Origin of the sequence: Paraburkholderia sp. MM5482-R2, assembly GCF_050436125.1 — a bacterium.
In the GTDB taxonomy this organism is placed as follows: Bacteria; Pseudomonadota; Gammaproteobacteria; order Burkholderiales; family Burkholderiaceae; genus Paraburkholderia; species Paraburkholderia tuberum.
Genome location: NZ_JBNDLP010000003.1, coordinates 1767391 through 1785586 on the forward strand (window position 1 = coordinate 1767391; position 18196 = coordinate 1785586).

An 18196-nucleotide genomic window follows, 5' to 3' on the forward strand; every position below is an offset into this window, starting at 1 on the left:
CTAACGAATAATCGTAAAGCGACACCGAACATTTATTCTCCAGAAAAGGAACTTTTAATGCCGAACATCAAATTATCGACGTAACTACAACTGACACGATTACACGGCGCAATAATGCAACATAATTCGATACAAGGAGGGCGTCAATCACCGCACAATGGCCCGCGTTCTTCTCTTGTCGAATGCCCCCATATCAACCACAACTTCCAGTTTGTCTGCAGAACTGGCTGCAGTGTGCTATTCGGTTTCCCGATTGTTAAGTTAGCCATGAATCAAGGAGCTCCACGATGAAAACCCTTGCATGCCTTGTCCTCGCCAGCTGTGCGCTTGGCAGCCCAGTCGTCAGCTTCGCTCAGAGCACCGCGCCCGTCACCCGTGCGCAGGTGCGCGCGGAACTGATCCTTCTCGAGCAGGCCGGCTATCACATGGGCGACGGCGACCATACGAAGTATCCCGAGCAAATTCAGGCTGCTGAAGCGAAGATCGCTGCACAGGACAGCCAGCAGGCGGGCAATAGTGACGTTGGCGGTACGACGACCAACGGCACCGCAGCTTCCGGCAGTGTCGAGCATGTGTCGACGCCCTCGCCATCGTCGTGCGTCGGCCCCGCAAGTTATTGCAACCTTTTCTTCGGTAATTGACCGCAGATGGCTCGCCCGACACCGCCCCGACGATCCGGGTAACGTGCCTGGATCGTCGGGGGGCGTCCTCACCGGTGGCGTCCGAATCTTCGGACCCTGCGCAACGAATTCCAGGTGAAATGATGAACCCGCGGTCGATACGCATCGCCGGCCACATGGTGTTGACCTCGTTGACACTTTACGTCGCCGATGTATTGCTGCGCACTAACAACAGCGTTGCAGGCGCGATGTTGCTGATCCTCGGGACGTTGGTCATACATCTCCTTCGCCCCTTAATCCATTCGAGCATCGAGCCGCCTTCGATGAGCTTTCGCGTCTGGCTCAACAAATCCTCGCTGCCAACGGACTTTCAGATCGGGCAAGCATCGCTTCGTTCGCACCCGACGCCGCGGGATACGGTTCTCGACAGCTTCTCAGCCTCGGCGCTCATCAGCCGTCCGTCGAAACGGTGGTAGCCTCCCATGCATCGATTTCCACGTTCAATGCCGACAACCTGTCGCGAACGAGCCCGAGTGCGTCGCTACCGAGCAAAAGACGCGTGGGCGGATGATCCGCTGCCATGGCGGCCAGCATTGCGCGCGCCGCTTTCCTGGGATCTCCCAATTGCTTGCCGCTTTTTTCCTCGCGGGCCTGGCGGATGGGATTGAAAATATCGTCGTAATCCGAAATCGAGCGGGGGGTCCGCGTCATCGAGCGACCTGCCCAGTCAGTGCGAAATGAGCCCGGCGCCACGGCCGTCACGGCAATACCGAAGGGCTTGACCTCTTTGCCAAGCGCCTCGGAGATGCCCTCCAACGCAAACTTGCTGCCGCAGTAATAAGCGATTCCCGGCATCGTGATGTAGCCGCCCATCGATGTGATATTCAGAATGTGGCCGCGGCGGCGCTCACGCATGAACGGCAGGACGGCCTTCATCATGGCGACCGCACCAAATACATTCACATCGAACTGTCGGCGCATATCCGAGAGCGGCGATTCCTCCATGATGCCCTCGTGGCCGTAGCCGGCATTGTTGACCAGCACATCGATTGGTCCGACGCCAGTCTCGATTTCCGCCACGACGCCGTCGATCGCGTCGAAGTCGGTCACGTCGAGCACGCGTCCCCAAGCGGCATTCGCGGATACGGACTCGAATTCACGCTTTGCCTGGGCACTTCTCACCGTACCGACGACCTTGTGACCCACCGCCAGCGCTTCCTGTGCGAGCGCGCGGCCAAAACCGCTGCTGACGCCGGTGATGAGCAGTGTTTTGCTGGTTGCCATTGAAGCTTCTCCCGAATGTCGATTGGAGAGTGCATACTAATCTGACCAGCGAGGCAAATTAAGCCGAATTCCGCTGATTTTCTTGCATAAAACTATGAACACGATACGCGCTTTGGCCCAGCATCCAGCTCTATCCTCTCGAAGCCAGAAACGCATGATTGTCCTGCTACGCGCGTTGGCGCCTGACGAGGGCTACAACCTGACGGCACTGCCGAGCGTCCGCATCTTGCGGTCGAACCGGGCGCTATCGCGCACGCCCGTTCTGTACGATCCCGGTATCGTGATCGTCTGCCAGGGCCGCAAGCGAGGTTATTTCGGCGACCAGCTCTACCTGTACGACGAGCGTCACTACCTGGCCGTGTCCGTGCCCGTGCCGTTCAGCATGGAGACCGACGCAACCGAGGAGCGCCCACTGCTCGCGCTGTATCTGCACCTCGATTTCGCATTGGCCGCCGAACTTGCGGAGCGGATCGACCGCGAAGGCGTGGGGGAGTGCGCACCAGCACCTCAAAGCATGATGTCGACGCCGATGGATGACGCAATGCAAGCGTCCGTGCTGCGCTTCCTCGAGGCGATGCATCGGCCACTCGAATCTGCTGTGTTGGGCGCCGGGCTGCTGCGTGAACTGTATTTCCGGGTGCTCACCGGAGCCCAGGGAGGCTCGTTGCGCGAGGCTTTGGCGATGCGAGGACAGTTCGGCCAGATAGGCCGCTCACTCCGCCTGATTCATGCAAGCTATGCGCAGCCCCTCGACGTGAGGCAACTGGCCGACGAAGCGGGCATGAGCATTCCGAGTTTCCACAGCCACTTCAAGGCGATTACGCAGGTGTCGCCGATGCAATATGTGAAGTCGACGCGCCTTCATCAGGCTCGCCTGTTAATGGTGCGCAAGGAACTAACCGCGGAGGCGGCGGGACACGCTGTGGGTTATGCGAGCCCGTCCCAGTTCAGCAGGGAATTCAGGCGTCTGTTTGGCTTGACGCCTGCCGCAGAGGCTAAGCGTATGCGCGAGAGCTTCGCGATCCCGGCAGTATTCGCTGATACGGCTTATGTCTCGTCGCACTGAATTTGCCGCACCGGTGAGCGCGATTGTTCGATGTCACGCCGATTGTCCGAAAGTTAGGGGGATACAGGGACGGCGGCCGTTTTCAAGCGGCGATGCAAACCACCGAGCCAACGGATTAACTGACCGAGGTCCGTCCTTGATTCGTTGCGCGGCCGCCGCCTTGAACTCCGCCGTGTACACCTGGTTTGGTACCTTGAACATCTCTTCTTTCCTTCCTTTGGGTCGATTTTATGCACGACCTACTGGAAGGCGAAATTTCGGGGGAAGCTCAATCGAGACGTTTTGGCACACAGGCCGACACGTTGGGGCGAACTCGACCTTCTGGCGCGTTATGACCGGCCAGTCACACCAACTTTTTTCTACCGTCGCGATCTGTGTTGCCAGTCGCGGCTATCCGGTCACGCTACGCCCGACGAAATTGAACCGCCTGGTCGCATTGCGCTCATTTGCGCCCGGTTGCCAGCCTTGATTGCTCTCATTGGCCTGCTGGCGACTTTGTGGTTGGGGTCGCCAGCGAGTTGTTAACCCCGTAAGCGGGGGGGCGGGCCGTCGAGCTACTGTTGGCGCTATTCGGCTGGCCCCAGGTCGGCTGGCCCGAGGTCGGCGACCCGGCGCCGCTGTCCGTGTTGGTGGCACCAGGCGTGCCGTAGCCACTCGTTGCAGCGGCCGGCGACTGTGTGCTCGGAGTCGCCAGCGTGTTGTTGCTTTGTGCATATACGCCGCCCGACAGCGTGAGTGCGGCGACGGCCGCGATCAATGTGGTGGTTGACTTGTTCATGACACGCTTCTCCTTGGTTGGACTGCGATTTCGACGCAAACGATGCTTCCGCACTGTTTCCGTCGTGCTCGCCTAATGCCAAGTTTAGGAAAGCGGTGGCTGATAGTTACGCGCATTATTCACAATGGTGAATATCGATTTTCGGCGCTAACCGGTAACCTGACGCGCGCTGGTCCCCAATCTGAGGCTATCAGTCACCGCGCGCAAGACTGCCACTGTGGCTGCCCATCATTTCTGTTCCCGCATCCACGGCGTAAACGTGATTCCGACCAGCAATCCTTCCGGCCCGATGAAGCGACTGACCGTCTGGCCCCACGGCTCATTCCGGTTCCTGACCAGCATCCGATACCCTTGCGATTCAAGTTCCGCCGTTGCCGCCTGGACGTCGTCGACATCAAACTCGATCCAGGCTTGCGGGATGGGTACGTCGCGAGGCCACGAATCCGTGCCGAAGCACGACTGGGAGGCGTGGGAGAGCGGCCACAAGGCGAAAGAGTTTGCGCCGTTCAGACCCTCCGTATGGAGATAGCCGCCGTTCTCTTCCTTGAAGGGGATACCGAAGGCCCGACCGTAGAGATCGCGGCTTGCCTGGGCATCAATCACAATCGGGCCAAAACCTGCGATGAACAAGGCCGTGGCTTTTGGGATCTTTTCCATGGCTTCTCCTTTGCCGCGAAAGAGCGGCGCGATGAAGAGCGAACATGTTCGCCCACGCCCATCGAACTGATCTGGCGGCGAGTTTTCCGGTACCGCAGGGCATGGCATGGTTGAGTGTAGGCTTGTTTCGGGGGGCCGGCGATGCATCGCCCGGCGCCGTGGCGCGTGCGTCGACGCGAAACGGCGTTGGCACGCTTTACCGTCGCTTTGCAAGAATTGCAGAAATGCGCGCGGGTCCGATGCCCGGCCATCAAGCCTTGGCGTTGATGCCGTCTTGCGCGTTGTCCTCGCCGCCTCGTTCAAGCGTGCTGCGATATGCGCGCGACTGCATCTCGGCAAGCCGGCTCAGCGTACGCGACAGATCATGCGCGCCTTCGAGACCGATCAACGCGGTCTCGATCGGCTGATCGGAGGCGATGAAGAGCGCACGCTTGCGGTCGTAGAAGATGTCGATGAGCCAGACGAGTCGCTGCAGCGTATGCGGCTGCCTCAGCGCTTCCGTATGCAGACGATCGACGATCAAGCCTTGCCATTGCTCGGCGAGATCGAGGTAGTCGAGGTGCGAGCGGCTTGCGACGCACAACTGCTCGAAGTCCGCCCACAGCAGCGCGCGGCCGGCTGCCCGCGCTTCGAGCGGCCGGCCCGCCGCGCTCATCCTGACCGGCTCGATCGCAGCGTCGCGTTCATGGCCCGTGAAGATATCGCGCAACGCGGCCTCGCTCGATGCGTCGAGCGGCGCGAAAAAGCGCGGCACCTCGGCCGCTTCGCCGCCGAAGCGGTAATCGCGCACGCCGTCGAAATGGATCACCGTGAAGCCGCGTTTGATCTGCGCGATGGTCGGCAGAAAGCGCTCGTGAAACTCGGGGTCGGGCAACAGATCGTCCGGTGCGTAGTTCGACGTCAGCACGATACGCGTGCCCAGCTTGATCGCGGTGTCGAGAAAGCGGCCCATCAGGAACGCGTCGGCGATATCGTGCACATGGAATTCGTCGAAGCACAGCAGCTCGATACCGTCGAGCCATTGCCGCGACACGTCGCCGAGCCGGTTGTCGCCGCGCGGCGCGTGCACGAGCCGGCGGTTCATTTCGCGCAGGAACTCGTGGAAATGCAGGCGCCGTTTGCGGCATGGCGCAAGCTCGAACAGCGTATCGACGACGAGGCTCTTACCGCGGCCCGGCAGTCCGTGACAGTAGACGCCTTGCGGCCCGAACGCGGCGGTGGACCATGCCTGCCGCGCGCGCTGCTGCGCGCCGACCAACCCGACGAGCGCGCCGATGGCCTCGCGCTGCCGTGCATCGGCAGAGATGCCGCGCGCGGTCAATGCGCGCGCGATGCGGGTTTCGTCAAGCATGGCCAAGAGCGTGCATGCCTGATGACGCGAATGATGCGACTTGCGCGAATGACGCAGTGTGGGCCGCCGCGAAAACGGCGAGGACGTGTGTGAGCATGAGATAACGGCCGACGTGATGGCCTGCGGCGAAGCAGACCCAATGAGCGCGTGCACGGAGCGCGCGCCATTTTACCAGCCACGTTCTGCGTCGAACGTTGGCGCGCACACGCGTCGTCGAGCCGCTACCGCGTCATTTGTCGTGATGCCCCGGCAGCACGGCACCGAGCACCTGCTTCGCGGTTTCGACCACCACGTTGCGCTGATCGGGGTCGCCCTTCATCAACGTCTCGGCGAACGCTTTGGCCTGCGCGAGCGTGACGTGCGGCGGCAACGGCGGCACGTTCGGATCGGCCTTCACCTCGATCACGACCGGACGATTCGACGCGAGCGCGTCGTCCCAGGCGGTGGCCATCTGATCGGGATTGTCGACATAGATGCCCTTCAGACCGATCAGTTCCGCGAAGCGGTGATACGGCACGGACGGAATGCTCTGCGAGGCCTCGAACTTTGGATCGCCTTCCATCACGCGCTGCTCCCACGTGACCTGATTCAGGTCGCCATTGTTGAGCACCATGCAGATCCAGCGCGGATCGCTCCAGCCTTGCCAGTACTTCGCAACCGTGACCAGCTCCGCCATGTTGTTCATCTGCATCGCGCCGTCACCGACGAGCGCAATCACGGGCCGCTCGGGGTACGCGAACTTCGCGGCGATCGCATAGGGCACGGCCGCGCCCATCGACGCGAGCCCGCCCGACAGCGAGCACATCATGCCGCGCTGCACTTGCAGATCGCGTGCGTACCAGTTCGCGACCGAGCCCGAATCGCTGGTGACGATCGCGTTCGAGGGAATGCGCTTCGACAGCTCCCATACCGAGAGCTGCGGATTCAGGCCATCTTTCGCGGGTTCGTGCGCGCGTTTCTCCAGCGTCTTCCACCAGTCGGACACCCAGCCTTCGATGCGCTCGCGCCACAGCCGATCCTTCTTTTCCTCGAGCAGCGGCAGCAGCGCGCGCAGCGTCTCGGCGCTATCGCCGACGAGGTTCACTTCCATCGGATAACGCAGGCTCAGCATGTCGGCCTTGATGTCGATCTGCACGCCGCGCGCGTCGCCTTCCTTCGGCAGAAATTCCGAGTAGGGGAAGCCCGAGCCGATCATCAGCAACGTATCGCAATGGGTCATCATGTCGTAGCTCGGCTTCGTGCCGAGCAGGCCGATCGAACCGGTCACCCACGGCAGATCGTCGGGCAGCGCGGCCTTGCCGAGCAGCGCCTTGGCGACGCCGGCGCCGAGCTTCTCGGCGATCGCGATCACTTCGTCGGTCGCGTGCAGCGCGCCCGCGCCGACCAGGATCGCGACCTTGCGGCCCGCGTTCAGCACGTCGGCGGCCTGGCGCAACTGCTCGTCGCTCGGCACGACGCGCGGGCGCGCGTAACCGATGCCCGAATGCAGCGTGCCATGCTTGCGCCCCGGCGGCTCGTAGGGGATGTCCTGCAGATCGTTCGGCAGTATCAGCGCCGTGACCGCGCGCTCGGCGAGCGCGATGCGCACCGCGCGATCGACCAGATGACGGACCTGCGCGGGCATCGTCGCAAAGCCGACGAACGAGCCGGCCACGTCCTTGAACATCGCGGGCAGATCGAGCTCCTGCTGATAGTGTCCGCCGATCGCCGCGCGCGCCTGCTGACCAGTGATCGCGAGCACCGGCATGTGATCCATGCGCGCGTCGTACAGCCCCGTCAGCAGATGCGATGCGCCCGGCCCCGAGGTGGCGATGCACACGCCCAACTCGCCGGTGAACTTCGCATGCGCGGAGGCCATGAACGCGGCCATTTCTTCGTGACGGACCTGAATGAATTCGATCGGGCCCGGCTGATCCGTGCTTTTGTGGCGTTTCTTCGCTTCGCTCTGCGCGCGGTTCAACGCGCCGAACACGCCGTTGATGCCGTCGCCCGGATAGCCGTAGATTCGCCGCACACCCCATGCGTGCAGCCGCCCGATGATGAAATCGCCGACGGTTTCAGCCATGATCCTCGCTCCTCGATAGACAGTCGATGCCGCCCTGCGAAACGGGCGGCCGTCGTCGGTATCGGCGAGCAAGGGTTGTTCCTTGCGAATGGCTTGCTACCCGGTCTTGATCCTCGGCTGCGGCGCGTCGAGCGGTTCGTGGCCGAAGCGCTCGTATTGCGATATCACCTGCGCGCCGAACAGCAGCAAGGTGGCGAGCCATTCGAAGCTGAGCAGGATCACGATCGCCATCGTCAGCGAACCATAGACGACGCTGACCTGCGACAGCGTGGCGAAATACCAGACCAGCACGTGCCGCGTGATCTCCCACAACGCGCCGGCCACCACGCCGCCGATCAGCGCGTGTTTGAGCGATGGCCGTCCCACCGGCATCACCAGATACACCGAGGTCAGCACGAAGATTTCGCCGGCGAGCCCGAACAGATACAGCATCACTCGCGAGAAGCCCTGCAACGACACGTGCAGGCCGAACAGTCTGAGTCCTTCTGCGCCGATCGTGTCGAGCGCGCTCGACACGAACGTGACGATCAGCAGTCCCACGCCAAGAAACAGGATGTAGCAGTACGGCAGCAGCGCCGAGATCAGGAAGTGGCGCCGCTTCACGACGACCCGATGCACGAAGATCAGCGACATCGCGTTTTCGAGCACGGTGAACGCGAGCGAGCTGAAGAAGATCATCGTCAGCAGCAGTACCCAGCCGATTACCGCGCGGTGCAGCAGGAAGTTCGACAGCTCACGCACGAGCGCGGCCGATTGTCCGGGCACGAGCCAGCGCAGCAGATGCGCAAGCGCGTCGAGCACCAGCTGCTGCGGCACCACGCGCGACAACACGATGACGATCAGGATCAGCAGCGGCACGATGGACAGCAACGCGTAGTACGCGACCGCGCCCGCGAGCAGCAGCCCCTGGTTAGCGCGAAACGCTTTCAGCGTTTGCAGCAGGAAGCGCCAGGGATGTCTGGCGATATACAGCGCTTGCTGGTCGAGCAGGATCGGCATGAGGCCTCGCGGTGCGCGCCGGGCACTGCCGGATGGCAGCCGCTCTCGACACGCCTGTGTGCTTTATATACCGTAAGCAGAAACGGGGCCATCAATGGCGCGGCATATAGTTTGCTTGGCCGCGTTCGCAAGATCGCGTTCCCTTGCCGAGGACAGCCGATGGATCAGTCGCCGCGTCAGACCGACACCGCGCCGCAAGCCAACGATCTGGTGATCGCGCGGCCGGAGGGACTGTATTGCCCGCCCGGCGATTTTTACATCGATCCGTGGTGGCCGGTCGAACGCGCGGTGATCACACATGCGCATTCCGACCACGCGCGTTTCGGTCATCAGCGCTACCTGGCCGCGCGCGCGGGCGCGAGCGTGCTGCTATCGCGGCTGCCCGGCATCGCGCTGCACACGCTCGACTACGGCGAGCCGCTGACGATTGGCGCGGCGCGCGTGTCGCTGCATCCGGCCGGGCACGTGCTCGGCTCGGCGCAGGTGCGGATCGAATACGCGGGCCGCGTGTGGGTGGCGTCGGGCGACTACAAGCTCGAAGCCGATCCGACCTGCGCCGCGTTCGAACCGGTGCGCTGCGATACGTTCATCACCGAATCGACCTTCGGTCTGCCGATCTATCGCTGGGATACGCCGCAAAGCGTGTTCGATTCGATCGATTCATGGTGGCGTCACAACGCCTCCGAAGGGCGCGCGTCGGTGCTGTTCTGCTATTCATTCGGCAAGGCGCAACGCGTGCTCGCGAGCGTCGATGCGGCGATCGGGCCGATCTTCTGCCACGGCGCGCTCGAGCCGCTCAATCGCGCGTATCGCGACACGGGCGTGCGTCTGCCGGCGCTCGGTCTGATCGGCGAGATTGCCGCGAAAGACAAGGGCGTATTCAAACAGGCGCTGATCGTCGCGCCGCCGTCCGCGCAGAACAGCGCGTGGCTCAAGCGCTTCGGCGACTACAGCGATGCGTTCGCGTCGGGCTGGATGCGCCTGCGCGGCGCGCGTCGCCGGCGCGGCGTCGATCGTGGCTTCGTGCTGTCGGATCACGCGGACTGGCCGGGTTTGCAAACGGCGATACGCGAGAGCGGCGCCTCCCGCGTGATCGTCACGCATGGCTCGATCGAACCGATGGTGCGCTGGCTCAACGAGCAGGGCCTGCACGCCAGCGCGTTCGAAACGCAATACGGCGACGATACCGTCGAAGCCGATGCGGCCGGCGCCGACCAGGCGCCGGCGGCGAGCGAATCATGACGGGCACCGTATGAAACGCTTCGCGGCTCTCTACACCGCGCTCGATGCGACCACGTCGACGCACGACAAGCTCGCGGCGCTGACCAGTTATTTCTCGGTGGCCGACCCCGAAGACGCGGCATGGGCGTCGTATTTCCTCGCGGGCGGCAAGCCGCGTCAACTCGTGCCGACGCGTTTGCTGACCGAAATCGCGCGCGAGCGCGCCGGCTTGCCCGAGTGGCTGTTCGAGGAGTCGTATCACGCGGTGGGCGATCTGGCCGAGACCATCGCGCATATCCTGCCGCCCGCGTCGCGCAACTCCGAGCTGGGTCTCACGCAATGGATCGAGCAACGCATGCTGCCGCTGCGCGGCCTGCCGCCCGACGAGTTGCGCAGGCGTCTGCTCAGCTACTGGGACGAACTCGACTGGGGCGGTCGTTTCCTGCTGACCAAGCTGATCGGCGGCGGCTTTCGTGTCGGCGTCGCGCGGCAACTGGTGGTGCGTGCGCTCGCCGAAGTGGCCGGCGTCGATCACAAGCGGATCGCGCAACGAATGGTCGGCTGGACCGATTCGCAACAGAAGCCCGATGCGGCGCGCTATCTGCGTCTGATCGCGCCGCAGACCGACGACGATCCGCAAGCGCACGCGCCTGAACACGATAGCGACCTCGGCCTGCCGTATCCGTTCTTTCTCGCGCATCCCTTGCAGACCGATCCGGCGACGCTCGGCGATCCCGCGCACTGGCTGATCGAGTGGAAGTGGGACGGCATACGCGCGCAACTCGTCAAACGCGGCGGCCGCGTGTGGTTGTGGTCGCGCGGCGAGGATCTGATTACCGATCGTTTTCCCGAAGTCGCGGCATTGGGCGAGTCATTACCCGATGGCTACGTGATCGATGGCGAGATTCTCGCGTGGGAGCCAGGCGCGGCAGCGCCATTGCCGTTCGCGCGGCTGCAACCGCGCATCGCGCGCAAGACGCTGACGCGCAAGATACTCGCGGATTCGCCCGCCGCGCTGCTCGCATACGACCTGCTCGAAGCAAACGGACAGGACCAGCGCATGAACCCGCTCGCTGAACGGCGCGCACGCCTCGATGCGCTGGCCAGCTCCGTCGATGGCACGCTCGCGCGTGGTCTGCTGCGCATATCGCCGCTCGTCCTTGCAGCGGACTGGAGCGCGCTCGCGGCGTTGCGCGACGAGAGCCGCGCGCGCGGCGTCGAAGGTTTGATGCTCAAGGAGCGCGAGTCGATGTACGGCGTCGGTCGTACCAAGGCGTCGGGCACGTGGTGGAAATGGAAGATCGAGCCTTATGCGGTGGACGCTGTACTTATTTACGCGCAGCGCGGTCATGGCCGTCGCGCGAGTCTTTACACGGACTACACGTTCGCGGTGTGGGACGAGGCCGACGGCGTGCGCACGTTGGTGCCGTTCGCGAAGGCCTATTCAGGGCTCACAGATGAAGAGATGCGTCGGGTCGATGCGATCGTGCGCAAGACCACCGTCGATAAATTCGGCCCGGTGCGCAGCGTGACGCCAACGCTCGTGTTCGAGATCGGCTTCGAAGGGATACAAGCGAGTTCGCGTCACAAGTCCGGCGTGGCCGTGCGTTTTCCGCGCATGCTGCGCTGGCGCACGGACAAACACATCGACGACGCAGATACGCTCGCGATGCTGAAGGGGTTTATCGATAATCGTGCGGGATAACCCGCAGAGCACAAACCCCTAACATGTCGAGCATTTTTTTATCGGCATCGTCGCTTATTCTTTTGATAAGACCGCGTCATCGATTCGCGCCATAAGTGCGATTGCGGCTTGCATTGCGTGGACCCCTCAATCCGTTGAAATACCGATATCGTGCGACGCCTCTGAACGAGACGGATCGCACAAGGACAGTGCGTCGATCGATGTTGCGCAGCGCGCACATCGCAGGCGCCGTCATTCAAACGCCGTGATGAATGGGCACGCTGAATCCCGCATTCCAGGTGATTGCAACGTCGGAATGCGCGACCAGGCGTGCTGGCCGCGGCATCGTCCGAGCGAAGCGGAAATAACAAAAAACCGGTCGTAGTCCGGCAGACGCAACGGGATCGAATCTTGCACGTGTGGCGCGGATGCCCTTCAGGGCCAATGTAAAAGGGCGAGAAAAAATGACTGTGTTCAACGACAACGTGGACAGCAGCGACGACGTGCTCGTATGGCGACCAATCCGCTATGCGATGGCCGCGCATCGTCGCGTGCTGGTAGTCGACGATTACCGGGAAGCGGCCGATGCGCTGCAAATGCTATTGATGGCCGACGGCTTCGAATGCCGCGCGCTCGACGATCCGTTTGCCGTGTGCGAGACCGCGCGCGAATGGCAGCCGTTCGCGGTGGTGCTCGACATCAAGATGCCTGGACTCGACGGGCTCGAACTCGCGCGGCGGCTGCGCGCGCATCCGCAGACTTCACACATGCTGCTGGTCGCATGTACCGCGTTTGCGTCGCGCGACGATCGCGCGCTCGCGAAGGCCGCCGGCTTCGACGCGCATTGCGCCAAACCGTTGACACCCGAGCGTCTGCTGCGCGTGCTCGAATCGGCGGCGGCGTTGCATGCGGCGGAGCCATCATCTGAATCACGTTGTTAGCGAAAACTCACTGATAGTTCTGTTATTTCTGCACGGTCGTCGCCAGAAAATCGCACTCGTCGCTCTGCGAATCTATTTGTCATCAATCTGCCATCTGTCCGCCACCGTTCTGTCCAACGCAGTTTCTTAAGCCATGCGTGCCCCTGCGCCGCCCGGCGCGCAGCAGTTTCCTCTCGCTATTGCAGGCAGGCCCACTCGTTGCTGAAAGACCGATGACGCGGCGCGCTCGTGCGCGCCGCCCATGGTCATTCGCACCGAGGGAGATCCGACATGAGCGACACGCAACGTCCGGCACCGCCGTTTCCTGAACAGCAGCAGGACCAGAGGCCCGGCCGCACGGCCGACATGAACCCGCAACCGGATCACGGCGAGAAAACCTATGAAGGTTCGGGGCGTCTCGCTGGCAAGGCGGCGATCGTGACCGGCGGCGACAGCGGCATCGGCCGCGCGGTCGCGATCGCGTTCGCGCGCGAAGGTGCGGATGTGCTGATCGCCTATCTCGACGAAGACGACGATGCGCGCGAGACCGCGCGCTGGGTCGAGGACGCGGGTCGCAAGGCGGTGCTGGTCGGCGGCGATATCCGCGATCGCACGCATTGCGATGCGATCGTCGACAAGGCGATCGAGGCATTCGGCCGGCTCGACGTGGTGGTCAACAACGCCGCGTATCAGATGAGCTATCCGTCGCTCGATGCGATCAGCGACGAAGAATGGGACAAGACCTTCGATACCAACATCGGCGCGATGTTCAGGATCACGCGCGCGGCGGTGCGCCATATGAAGCCGGGCGGCGCGATCATCAATACTTCGTCGATCAATGCCGATCATCCGAATCCTGGTCTGATCGCGTATGCGACCACCAAGGGCGCGATCCAGAACTTCACCGGTGGCCTCGCGCAATTGCTCGCGGAAAAGGGCATTCGCGCGAACTGCGTGGCGCCGGGACCGATCTGGACGCCGTTGATTCCATCGACGATGCCGGCAGACAAGGTCGAGCAGTTCGGCAAGCAGGTGCCGATGAAGCGCCCCGGCCAACCGGCCGAACTGGCCGCCGCGTACGTGATGCTCGCGTCGGATGAAGCGAGCTACATCTCGGGCGCGACGATTGCGGTAACGGGCGGCGCGCCGATTATTTAGGTTGTCGAACTGATGGCGGCATGGCCGCCTGCGCTCACGTACGAGGTTCGCGCAGTGGGTTTTCATAACGTCTTAAGGGAGAGTGCCATGAAGATCGATGTATCCGTCAAACTGGCTGCCGCGCTCGTTTCAGGCTGCTTCGCGCTAGGCTTTGCGCAGGCGGGCTTCGCGCAGACCGGTACCAATCCGTCCATGCAAAACAGCAAGTCTGCCGCGCAACCCGGCGCAAGCCTGGAAGAATCGCGCACGCCGGACACGACCAGCGCGAACAACGCGAACGGCAATGTCGGCGAATCGGGGGGCGCCACCAATGGCGTCGCCGGCGGCGGCAATGGGAAAACCACCAACAGGCGCTTCAAAGGCGCGACGCCGCCGCGCGCGGGTAGTGGGGCGGGGCAATAAGCGATCCGTCGAGCGCGTCGGCCTGCCTCGCGACGCGCCGGACGCCGCGGCGGCATCGCGCTCGCGCGCTGTCGCCGCTTTGCATTGGTTCGAATTGCGTTGAGTTCCGTCGCGCGCCGCACTGCTTGCGCGAGCCTTGTGAGGAGGAAATCCGATGGCTACCCCCGATGCTGAAACCGCCCGGGGCGACGCGCCCGCGTCGCATGCATTGACGTTCGAGATCAACGGCGAGACGCGGCGCTTCGACGTCGAGGCGTGGACCTCGCTGCTCGATCTGCTGCGCGAGCATGCGCACCTGAGCGGCACCAAGAAGGGCTGCGATCACGGTCAATGCGGCGCTTGTACGGCGATCGTCAATGGCCAGCGGATCAATACCTGCCTCGCGCTCGCGGTCGTGTACGACGGCGCATCGATCACGACGATCGAAGGTCTCGCGAACGGCGACACGTTGCATCCGCTGCAGCAGGCGTTCATCGATCACGACGCGTTCCAGTGCGGCTACTGTACGCCCGGACAAATCTGCTCGGCGTACGCGATGCTCGAAGAAGGACATGCGCGCTGCGCGGACGATGTGCGCGAGCAGATGAGCGGCAATCTGTGCCGCTGCGGCGCGTATCCGAACATCGTCGCGGCGATTCTCGACGCTGCGAATTTCGGTGACGATGACGCAAGGCAAGACAGTGCGGTCGCGAATAAATCTGGAGCGCGGCCATGAACCGCTTCTCGTACACGCGCGCCGATGCGGTGCAGGATGCGCTCGAACGGCATCGTTCGGACAGGGGCGCCGCGTTCCTCGCGGGCGGCACGAATCTGGTCGACCTGCTGCGCGAAGACGTGGCGCGCCCGGCTTTGCTCGTCGACATCAACCGTTTGCCGCTCAGGCAGATCGAAGCGTCGGCGCAAGGCGGCCTGAAGATCGGCGCGCTCGTCACCAATAGCGCGCTCGCGTATGACGATACCGTCGCGACACGCTACCCGCTGCTCGCGAAAGCGATCCTGGCGGGCGCGTCGCCGCAGATTCGCAACGTCGCGACGGTCGGCGGCAATCTGCTGCAACGTACGCGCTGCTACTACTTCTACGACGTGGGCACGCCGTGCAACAAGCGCGAACCCGGCAGCGGCTGTCCGGCGCTGCACGGCGTGAACCGCATTCACGCGATCCTCGGTGCCAGCGAGCACTGCATCGCCGTGCATCCGTCCGATATGTGCGTCGCGTTGGCGGCGCTCGGCGCCACCGTGCATCTGATCGGCAACGACGGCGCACGCACGCTGCCGTTCGCGGATTTTCACCGGCTGCCCGGCGATACGCCGCAGATCGACACCAACCTGCGCGACGACGAACTCGTGACCGCGATCGAACTGCCGCCGCAAGGTTTTGCCGCGCATCACGCGTACGTGAAGGTGCGCGACCGCGCATCGTATGCGTTCGCGCTGGTGTCGGCCGCGGTCGGCGTCGAACTCGATGACGAGTCGCGGATCGTCGACGCGCGTTGCGCGCTCGGCGGGGTCGCGCACAAGCCGTGGCGCGATCCCGCCGCCGAAACCGCACTGCGCGGCGCGACGCTGAACGCGCGAACGTTGCGCGACTTTGCGGCGACGCTGCTGCGCGGTGCGCGCGCTCAGCGCGACAACGCGTTCAAGATCGAACTCGCGGCGCGCGTGATCGTGCGCGCCTTCGGCGAGGCCACACAACGTTCGTTCGAGGAGGCCGCGCGATGAACCGTGCCGAAACCTTGCCGTCGACAGGCAGCCCGAAGCCTGCCACCGGCGTGCCGCATTCGCGTGTGGACGGGCCCGTCAAAGTGACCGGCGCCGCGCAATATGCCGCCGAGTTCTGCGTCGAAGGGCTCGTGTATGGCGTCGTCGTGTCGGGCACGATCGCGGCAGGCAAGATCGTGTCGATCGATACCTCGGCCGCCGAGGCGCTGTCCGGCGTGCTGCTCGTGCTCACGCATCGCAAGCGCCCGGCGCTGCCGTCGGACGTCGACGCGTTCAAGGACATGGTCGCGCCCGGCGGCACGCCATTGAGGCCGCTGTGGGACGAGCGCGTGTGGTACAGCGGGCAGCCGGTCGCGCTGGTGGTCGCCCAATCGCTGGAACTGGCGCGCTACGCGGCGTCGCTGGTGCAGGTGCGTTACGAGGCCGGCTCGCACCAGACCGATATCGAAGCAGCGTTGACGAGCGCCGTGCCGCCGTCGGTGGAGAAGGGCGGCTTCGATCCGCCTCCGCCCGAGCGTGGCGACCCACGCAAGGCCTTGGCCGATGCAAAGGCGCGCGTGGACGCGTTCTACACGACACCACCGGAGTATCACAATCCGATGGAAATGCACGGATGCACCGTGGTGCCCGATGCGCAAGGACGCTTGACCGTCTATGAAAAGACTCAGGGCGTCGTCAATACGAAGGGCTATCTGACGCGTGTGTTCGGTTTGAAAGACGACGAAGTGCAGGTGGTGTCGCCGTTCGTCGGCGGCGCGTTCGGCTCCGGCTTGCGGCCGCAATATCATCTGGCGCTCGCGGTAATGGCCGCGCGCGAACTGAAGAAACCCGTGCGCGTCACGCTGACCCGGCAGCAGATGTTCACCTTCGCGCATCGTCCGCAAACGGTGCAGCGCGTCGCGCTCGGCGCGTCGGCGGATGGCCGCCTGCAGGCGGTGATCCACGAGGCGGTGTCGGAAACCTCGCGCTACGAGGACTACTGCGACGTGGTGGTCAACTGGGCGGGGCAGCTGTATCGATGCGACAACGTGTCGATGGGCTACAGGGTCGCGAAGCTCGACGTGCCGACACCGGCCGACATGCGCGCGCCCGGCGCGACACAAGGGCTCTTTGCGCTCGAAGTCGCGATGGACGAACTGGCCGAGGCATTGCGGATGGACCCGCTCGAATTGAGGCTCGTCAACTATGCGGAGCGTGACGCGAACAAGAACCTGCCGTTTTCGAGCAAGGCGCTGCGCGACTGCTATCGCGAAGGCGCGGCCCGCTTCGGCTGGGCGGGGCGGCCGCTCGAGGCGCGCGCACGCCGCGACGGCAACGAGTTGATCGGCTGGGGCATGGCGACCGGTGCGTGGGACGCGATGCAGAACGAAGCGGCCGCACGCGCGGTGTTGACGCCCGATGGCCGCGTCAGCGTGTCGAGTTCGACCGCCGATATCGGCACCGGAACCTACACCGCGATGACGCAGATCGCCGCCGATGCGCTCGGCGTGCCGCTCGGCGACGTCAGCTTCGAACTCGGCGACACCCGGCTGCCGAAGGCGCCGATCGAGGGCGGATCGTGGACCGTGTCGTCGGTGGGCAGCGCAGTCGACGCCGCGTGCACGCGCCTGCACAACAGTCTGGTTGAACTGGCGCGCGAACATGGTGGGGCACGGTTCGCGTCGGCGACTCGCGAACACGTACGGCGCGAGCGCAACCGGCTCGTGTGCGGCCCACACGAGGACGACTCGATCGCGATTGCGACGCTGTTGCAGCGCGCCGGGCTGGACGAACTCGAAGAGCAGGCCAGCGTGAAGCCGCACGAAAAGCAGCAGGCGTATTCGATGGGCACGCATTCGGCGGTGTTCGCCGAAGTGCGCGTCGACGCAGCGCTCGGCACTGTGCGGGTGACGCGCGTGGTCAGCGCGGTCGCGGCGGGACGCATCGTCAATCCGAAGACGGCGGGCAATCAGGTCGCGGGCGGCGTCGTGTGGGGCATCAGCATGGCGCTGCACGAGCACGGCCAGTTCGATCACGCGCTAGGACGCCAGATGAATCACAACCTCGCCGAATATCACATGCCGGTGAATGCCGACATTCACGAGATCGACGTGCTATTCGTCGACGAGCGCGATGACATCGTCAATCCGCTCGGCGTCAAAGGTGTCGGCGAAATCGGCGTGGTGGGCGTGGCCGCGGCAGTGTGCAACGCGATCTGGCATGCGACCGGCAAACGCATCCGCGATTTGCCCATTACGCCCGACAAGCTGCTCGGCTGACTACGCCCCTGAAC

17 protein-coding genes are annotated in these 18196 nt (G+C 63.8%); 11 read left to right on the plus strand and 6 right to left on the minus strand.

Annotated elements, in window-relative coordinates; genetic code table 11:
• The first annotated feature begins 287 nt into the window (after positions 1–287).
• Positions 288–641: a DUF4148 domain-containing protein gene (locus OKW37_RS30245; protein WP_429403107.1), complete on the plus strand. Its 354-nt coding sequence runs from the start codon at positions 288–290 to the stop codon at positions 639–641.
• Between the two features lie 122 nt (positions 642–763).
• Positions 764–1096, plus strand: coding sequence for a hypothetical protein (locus tag OKW37_RS30250; protein WP_429510006.1), 333 nt, complete (start codon positions 764–766; stop codon positions 1094–1096).
• On the opposite strand, the gene OKW37_RS30255 is transcribed toward OKW37_RS30250, so the two are convergent.
• Positions 1071–1904, minus strand: coding sequence for an oxidoreductase (locus OKW37_RS30255; RefSeq protein ID WP_429403109.1), 834 nt, complete (start codon positions 1902–1904; stop codon positions 1071–1073). The genes OKW37_RS30250 and OKW37_RS30255 overlap by 26 nt on opposite strands.
• 154 nt (positions 1905–2058) lie before the next feature.
• Between OKW37_RS30255 and OKW37_RS30260 the strand changes: the two genes are divergently transcribed.
• On the plus strand, positions 2059–2970 hold the full coding sequence (locus OKW37_RS30260; protein WP_260321133.1) for an AraC family transcriptional regulator: 912 nt from the start codon (positions 2059–2061) through the stop codon (positions 2968–2970).
• A gap of 475 nt (positions 2971–3445) precedes the next feature.
• Here OKW37_RS30260 and OKW37_RS30265 read toward each other — a convergent pair whose 3' ends face one another.
• The 5 genes from OKW37_RS30265 to OKW37_RS30285 all read right to left on the minus strand — a co-directional run bounded on the left by OKW37_RS30265 (position 3446) and on the right by OKW37_RS30285 (position 8820).
• Positions 3446–3748: a hypothetical protein gene (locus OKW37_RS30265; protein WP_429403110.1), complete on the minus strand. Its 303-nt coding sequence runs from the start codon at positions 3746–3748 to the stop codon at positions 3446–3448.
• A 228-nt stretch (positions 3749–3976) separates the two neighbouring features.
• Entirely contained in the window at positions 3977–4405 is a 429-nt protein-coding gene (locus OKW37_RS30270) for a VOC family protein (protein ID WP_429403111.1), read from the minus strand.
• Between the two features lie 250 nt (positions 4406–4655).
• Positions 4656–5756 (minus strand): cell division protein ZapE, encoded by a 1101-nt coding sequence (gene zapE / locus OKW37_RS30275; RefSeq protein ID WP_429403112.1) that lies wholly within the window; start codon positions 5754–5756, stop codon positions 4656–4658.
• Positions 5757–5985: 229 nt separating this feature from the next.
• Positions 5986–7821 carry a thiamine pyrophosphate-requiring protein gene (locus OKW37_RS30280; RefSeq protein WP_429403113.1) on the minus strand — a complete coding sequence of 612 codons (1836 nt, stop codon included), beginning with the start codon at positions 7819–7821 and terminating at the stop codon, positions 5986–5988.
• Positions 7822–7917: 96 nt separating this feature from the next.
• A complete protein-coding gene (locus tag OKW37_RS30285; RefSeq protein WP_090809917.1) occupies positions 7918–8820 on the minus strand; it encodes a YihY/virulence factor BrkB family protein in 903 nt (300 codons plus the stop codon).
• A 159-nt stretch (positions 8821–8979) separates the two neighbouring features.
• On the opposite strand from OKW37_RS30285, the gene OKW37_RS30290 reads away from it, so the two are divergent.
• From OKW37_RS30290 to OKW37_RS30325, 8 genes are all read left to right on the plus strand, one after another.
• Positions 8980–10062, plus strand: coding sequence for a ligase-associated DNA damage response exonuclease (locus tag OKW37_RS30290; protein ID WP_429403114.1), 1083 nt, complete (start codon positions 8980–8982; stop codon positions 10060–10062).
• A 10-nt stretch (positions 10063–10072) separates the two neighbouring features.
• A complete protein-coding gene (locus tag OKW37_RS30295) occupies positions 10073–11746 on the plus strand; it encodes an ATP-dependent DNA ligase (protein ID WP_429403115.1) in 1674 nt (557 codons plus the stop codon).
• 443 nt (positions 11747–12189) lie between these two features.
• On the plus strand, positions 12190–12666 hold the full coding sequence (locus OKW37_RS30300; RefSeq protein ID WP_018425151.1) for a response regulator: 477 nt from the start codon (positions 12190–12192) through the stop codon (positions 12664–12666).
• A 270-nt stretch (positions 12667–12936) separates the two neighbouring features.
• A complete protein-coding gene (locus tag OKW37_RS30305) occupies positions 12937–13803 on the plus strand; it encodes a glucose 1-dehydrogenase (protein ID WP_184062277.1) in 867 nt (288 codons plus the stop codon).
• 87 nt (positions 13804–13890) lie between these two features.
• Entirely contained in the window at positions 13891–14205 is a 315-nt protein-coding gene (locus OKW37_RS30310) for a hypothetical protein (RefSeq protein WP_184060127.1), read from the plus strand.
• A gap of 154 nt (positions 14206–14359) precedes the next feature.
• The gene (locus OKW37_RS30315; RefSeq protein WP_429403116.1) at positions 14360–14920 is read left to right on the plus strand and encodes a (2Fe-2S)-binding protein; all 561 of its coding nucleotides are present in this window, start codon (positions 14360–14362) and stop codon (positions 14918–14920) included.
• Positions 14917–15924 carry an FAD binding domain-containing protein gene (locus tag OKW37_RS30320; RefSeq protein ID WP_429403117.1) on the plus strand — a complete coding sequence of 336 codons (1008 nt, stop codon included), beginning with the start codon at positions 14917–14919 and terminating at the stop codon, positions 15922–15924. Before OKW37_RS30315 ends, OKW37_RS30320 begins: the two co-directional genes overlap by 4 nt.
• Complete coding sequence (locus OKW37_RS30325) at positions 15921–18182, plus strand: xanthine dehydrogenase family protein molybdopterin-binding subunit (RefSeq protein ID WP_429403118.1); 2262 nt, start codon at positions 15921–15923, stop codon at positions 18180–18182. Before OKW37_RS30320 ends, OKW37_RS30325 begins: the two co-directional genes overlap by 4 nt.
• Positions 18183–18196 lie beyond the last annotated feature (14 nt).

Excerpts from the sequence above, each read along its gene's own strand:
- OKW37_RS30315 (WP_429403116.1), top strand. The coding sequence starts at position 14,360 with ATGGCTACCCCCGATGCTGAAACCGCCCGGGGCGACGCGCCCGCGTCG.
- OKW37_RS30265 (WP_429403110.1), bottom strand. The coding sequence starts at position 3,748 with ATGAACAAGTCAACCACCACATTGATCGCGGCCGTCGCCGCACTCACG.
- OKW37_RS30245 (WP_429403107.1), top strand. The coding sequence starts at position 288 with ATGAAAACCCTTGCATGCCTTGTCCTCGCCAGCTGTGCGCTTGGCAGC.
- OKW37_RS30285 (WP_090809917.1), bottom strand. The coding sequence starts at position 8,820 with ATGCCGATCCTGCTCGACCAGCAAGCGCTGTATATCGCCAGACATCCC.
- OKW37_RS30295 (WP_429403115.1), top strand. The coding sequence starts at position 10,073 with ATGAAACGCTTCGCGGCTCTCTACACCGCGCTCGATGCGACCACGTCG.
- OKW37_RS30320 (WP_429403117.1), top strand. The coding sequence starts at position 14,917 with ATGAACCGCTTCTCGTACACGCGCGCCGATGCGGTGCAGGATGCGCTC.
- OKW37_RS30260 (WP_260321133.1), top strand. The coding sequence starts at position 2,059 with ATGATTGTCCTGCTACGCGCGTTGGCGCCTGACGAGGGCTACAACCTG.
- zapE (WP_429403112.1), bottom strand. The coding sequence starts at position 5,756 with ATGCTTGACGAAACCCGCATCGCGCGCGCATTGACCGCGCGCGGCATC.
- OKW37_RS30255 (WP_429403109.1), bottom strand. The coding sequence starts at position 1,904 with ATGGCAACCAGCAAAACACTGCTCATCACCGGCGTCAGCAGCGGTTTT.
- OKW37_RS30300 (WP_018425151.1), top strand. The coding sequence starts at position 12,190 with ATGACTGTGTTCAACGACAACGTGGACAGCAGCGACGACGTGCTCGTA.
- OKW37_RS30305 (WP_184062277.1), top strand. The coding sequence starts at position 12,937 with ATGAGCGACACGCAACGTCCGGCACCGCCGTTTCCTGAACAGCAGCAG.
- OKW37_RS30310 (WP_184060127.1), top strand. The coding sequence starts at position 13,891 with ATGAAGATCGATGTATCCGTCAAACTGGCTGCCGCGCTCGTTTCAGGC.
- OKW37_RS30325 (WP_429403118.1), top strand. The coding sequence starts at position 15,921 with ATGAACCGTGCCGAAACCTTGCCGTCGACAGGCAGCCCGAAGCCTGCC.
- OKW37_RS30250 (WP_429510006.1), top strand. The coding sequence starts at position 764 with ATGAACCCGCGGTCGATACGCATCGCCGGCCACATGGTGTTGACCTCG.
- OKW37_RS30280 (WP_429403113.1), bottom strand. The coding sequence starts at position 7,821 with ATGGCTGAAACCGTCGGCGATTTCATCATCGGGCGGCTGCACGCATGG.
- OKW37_RS30270 (WP_429403111.1), bottom strand. The coding sequence starts at position 4,405 with ATGGAAAAGATCCCAAAAGCCACGGCCTTGTTCATCGCAGGTTTTGGC.
- OKW37_RS30290 (WP_429403114.1), top strand. The coding sequence starts at position 8,980 with ATGGATCAGTCGCCGCGTCAGACCGACACCGCGCCGCAAGCCAACGAT.